We start from the raw sequence: 3809 nt of genomic DNA on the forward strand, positions 1-3809 counted from the left end.
AGCACTACTTTGGCATATTTTTAGCGCGCGAGGATTTTAGAGATTGAACGAACCCGCTAGCGCGGGAGTGGAGCGAGCGTTTTAGGAGAGTCCTCCTGTCTGCGAGGATTGTGGTTGTTAGCCCGATCCCAGAGACAGGAGCACCTCCGATGGCCGATGTGAGCCCTCTTCGCCGCCGCATGATCGAGGACATGACGGTCCGCAATCTGTCGCCGGCGACGCAACGATCCTACCTCCATGCGGTGACGAAGTTCAGCCGCTATTTCAGCCGTTCGCCGGACCATCTGGGCCTGGAGGACGTGCGGGCCTTTCAGGTTCATCTAGTCTCCACCGGCATCTCCTGGCCGGCTCTCAACCAGACGGTCTGCGCGCTGCGGTTCTTTTATGGCGTCACGCTCGGTCATGGCGAAATTCCGGAACGGATCCCGTATGCCCGCGAGCCGCGCAAGCTGCCGGTCGTTCTGAACGCGGACGAGGTCGTGCGTTTCCTGGAAGCGGTGCCAAGCCTAAAGACGCGGGCGGCGCTGACGACGGCCTACGCGGCGGGGCTTCGCGCTTCCGAAGCCGTCGGCCTGAAGGTCGGCAATATTGACAGCGGCCCGATGGTTATCCGGGTCGAGCACGGCAAGGGCGGCAAGGACCGCACCGTGATGCTGTCGGCGCAACTACTGGCCATTCTGCGCACCTACTGGCGCCTGACCCGACCAGGACGCTGGCTGTTTCCCGGCCGCGACGAGGATAAGCCGATCGACGTGCAGGTTCTGCATTCGGCTTGCCGGTCGGCTCGCGCCGCCGCCGGCATCGACAAGCGCGTGACGGTGCACACGCTGCGGCACAGCTTTGCCACCCATCTTCTGGAAAGCGGCACCGACATCCGCATCATCCAGGTGCTGCTCGGGCACGCCCATCTGTCGAGCACAGCCCACTATGCCCAGGTCTCAAACCGGCTCATCCGGCGCACGACCAGCCCGCTCGATCGATTGACGCTGGAGGTGGTGCCCCCGGCCTGATCGGCCAGGACCGTGCCAGCCGATCTGGAGGTGGCCGATATCTTCCGCCGTCACGGCAATGCCTACCGCCGGGCGCATGAGGGGCACATGGGCCGCGTCGAGCGGCGCGTGATGAGCGCGATCGAGATGTGCCGCACAGCGGAACTGGGCGGTCACGTCGAGGCCTGCGCCTCGTGCGGCGTCATCCGCTGCGCCTACAATTCCTGCCGCAACCGACACTGTCCGAAGTGTCAGGGACAGGCGCGCACCGACTGGCTCGCGGCTCGCCAGGCAGACCTTTTGCCTGTGCCGTACTTCCATGTTGTGTTCACGCTGCCCGCGCCCGTTGCCGAGATCACGTTCCAGAACAAGGCGAGGGTCTACGCCATCCTGTTCAAGGCAGCCGCCGAGACGCTGCGCACCATCGGCGCCGACGAGAAGAATCTCGGTGCCGAGATCGGCCTTGTCGCCATCCTCCATAGCTGGGGCCAGACCCTCACCTATCATCCCCACCTCCATTGCATCGTGCCGGGCGGCGGCCCCTCGCTGGATGGCTCGCGATGGATTGCCTGCCGACCCGGCTTCTTCCTCCCGGTCCGCGTGCTCTCGCGCCTTTTTCGCCGACGGTTCCTGGAAGAACTGCAAGCCGCCTTCGATGCCGGTGAACTCGCATTCTTCGGCAATCTCGCCGGCCTCGCACAATCCGCCGCCTTCGCCCGCAGGCTGCGCGAGCTCCGCCGGATCGAATGGGTCGTCTATGCCAAGCCGCCCTTCGGCGGCCCGGAGCAGGTGCTGGCCTATCTCGGCCGCTACACCCATCGCGTTGCCATTTCCAACGCGCGGCTCGTCGAGATGAGCGATGACGGCCGCGTTTCCTTCCGCTGGAAGGACTATCGCCACCACGGAAAGTCGAAGGTCATGGTTCTCGACGCCGACGAGTTCATCCGGCGCTTTCTCCTGCACACCCTGCCGGACGGCTTCCATCGCATCCGCCATTACGGCTTCCTGGCCAATGGTCACCGGGCCGCCAGACTGGTCCTCTGCCGGGCCCTGCTCGACGTTCTCCCGCCCGGCCCCGCAGCCAAACCTGCCAGCGACCCGGCGAGCACGGATTTGGCTCATCGCTGCCGGTGCTGCGGCGGCATGATGTTCATCCTCGCCACGCTGCCGCGACCGGCATCGCGACGTCCCGCCTTCTGGCACGATACATCATGACCCTCAGGCATTCCGAAAGCGCCGGACCCGTTATGCCAACCGCCCGATGCGGCGGACAGAATCTCATTGTTCGTGGTGATCCTTTCGGTCCGGAACGGCACCAGAGCCGCGGCTATGGTGCGGGACGAAACGGCTTCATCCCGGTCGGACGGTCCGCCGAGGAGGTTGCCGACCCGCGCCCGCGGACCTCACAGAAGCCTCCAGATTCCCAGGATGGGTTTTCGATGATTCATAGGAGGTCGGCTTTTTGGAGGGCCGGCCATGGACAGGAACTGGCAAGCTGAACTGGAGCGCTGGCTGACGCCGTTTTCCGCGGCGCTGCGGCACAAGACGCGGGCACGGATGTGCCCGGCCTATATCGCGGGGCTGATTGGCCCTGGCGATCGCAAGAGCATTCAGCCGATGGCGGCACGCGACGGCGGCGTGAGCTACGACCAGCTTCATCATTTCATCGGCAGTGGCGTTTGGGATGCAGCGCCTCTCGAAGCAGCGCTTCTCGTCGAAGCCGACAAATTGGTCGGGGGCGACAGTGCTTGGTTGATCCTCGACGACACCGCTTTGCCGAAGAAGGGGCGTCACTCGGTTGGCGTTGCGCCACAATACGCCTCCGCGCTTGGGAAGACGGCCAACTGTCAGTCTCTGGTTTCGGTGACGCTGGCATCGCGCGAGGTGCCGGTGATGGTAGGGCTGCGGCTGTTTCTGCCGGAGACCTGGACAAACGATCCCGAGCGCATGGTGCGGGCTCGCGTACCGAAGGATCGACAGGCTGCGGTGACAAAACCGGAGATCGCGATCGAGGAGATCGACCGTGTCATCGCCTCCGGCGTGCGTTTCGGCTGCGTGCTCGCCGATTCAGGATATGGATCAAGCGGGCCTTTCCGCCAGGCTTTGAGCAGGCGCGGCCTCAAATGGGCGGTGGGTTTGTCGCGTCGCCAGAATGTCTACCCAGCCGAAATTGCCCTGATCTTTCCCGTCGCCAAAACCGGAAATCGCCGCAAATACCACATTCCTGACCAGCCTCCGGTTTCCGCCGAGACGAGGTTGGCCGGAGAGAAATGGCGAAAGGTCAGCTGGCGACAGGGCACCAAGGGCCGACTGTCCTGCCGCTTCGCCGCCCGCCGTGTCCGGCTTGCCGATGGCCATAGGCACAGGATGCACGACGGCCGCGTCCAGGCCATGCCTGGCGACGAAGTCTGGCTCGTCGGCGAGCGGCGGTCGACCGGAGAGCAAAAATACTATGTGTCGAACCTGCCAGGCGATGCCACCATCAGGATGCTCGCCGCTGCCATCAAGGCCAGATGGATCTGTGAACAGGCGCACCAGCAACTCAAGGAAGAGCTTGGACTCGACCACTTCGAAGGCCGATCCTGGACGGGATTACACCGACATGCCCTGATGACGATGATCGCCTACGCCTTCCTCCAATCCCGCCGCCTCAAAGCAGCGGGACGGAAAAAAAAGAGTCACAGGTCCGCCGCCACAACCCAGCATGCCGGCCATCAGGCAAGCCATCCTCGATCTCTTCGCACGACCTCCGCCCCTGCGATGCCCTCATTGTGAAATGCTCATCGCAGAAACCGACAAACCAAAAGTGCCAAAGTAGTG

At 63.9% G+C, this 3809-nt stretch carries 3 protein-coding genes; all 3 read left to right on the plus strand.

Annotated elements, in window-relative coordinates:
- Positions 1 to 149 precede the first annotated feature (149 nt).
- Entirely contained in the window at positions 150 to 1010 is an 861-nt protein-coding gene (locus VQ045_RS21315) for a tyrosine-type recombinase/integrase (RefSeq protein WP_331831546.1), read from the plus strand.
- A 12-nt stretch (positions 1011 to 1022) separates the two neighbouring features.
- Positions 1023 to 2204: an IS91 family transposase gene (locus tag VQ045_RS21320; RefSeq protein ID WP_327691284.1), complete on the plus strand. Its 1182-nt coding sequence runs from the start codon at positions 1023 to 1025 to the stop codon at positions 2202 to 2204.
- 261 nt (positions 2205 to 2465) lie between these two features.
- Complete coding sequence (locus tag VQ045_RS21325; protein ID WP_442879930.1) at positions 2466 to 3764, plus strand: IS701 family transposase; 1299 nt, start codon at positions 2466 to 2468, stop codon at positions 3762 to 3764.
- The last annotated feature ends 45 nt before the right edge of the window (positions 3765 to 3809 follow it).

This window comes from Aurantimonas sp. E1-2-R+4 (genome assembly GCF_036549515.1).
Taxonomy (GTDB): Bacteria; Pseudomonadota; Alphaproteobacteria; order Rhizobiales; family Rhizobiaceae; genus Aurantimonas; species Aurantimonas coralicida_A.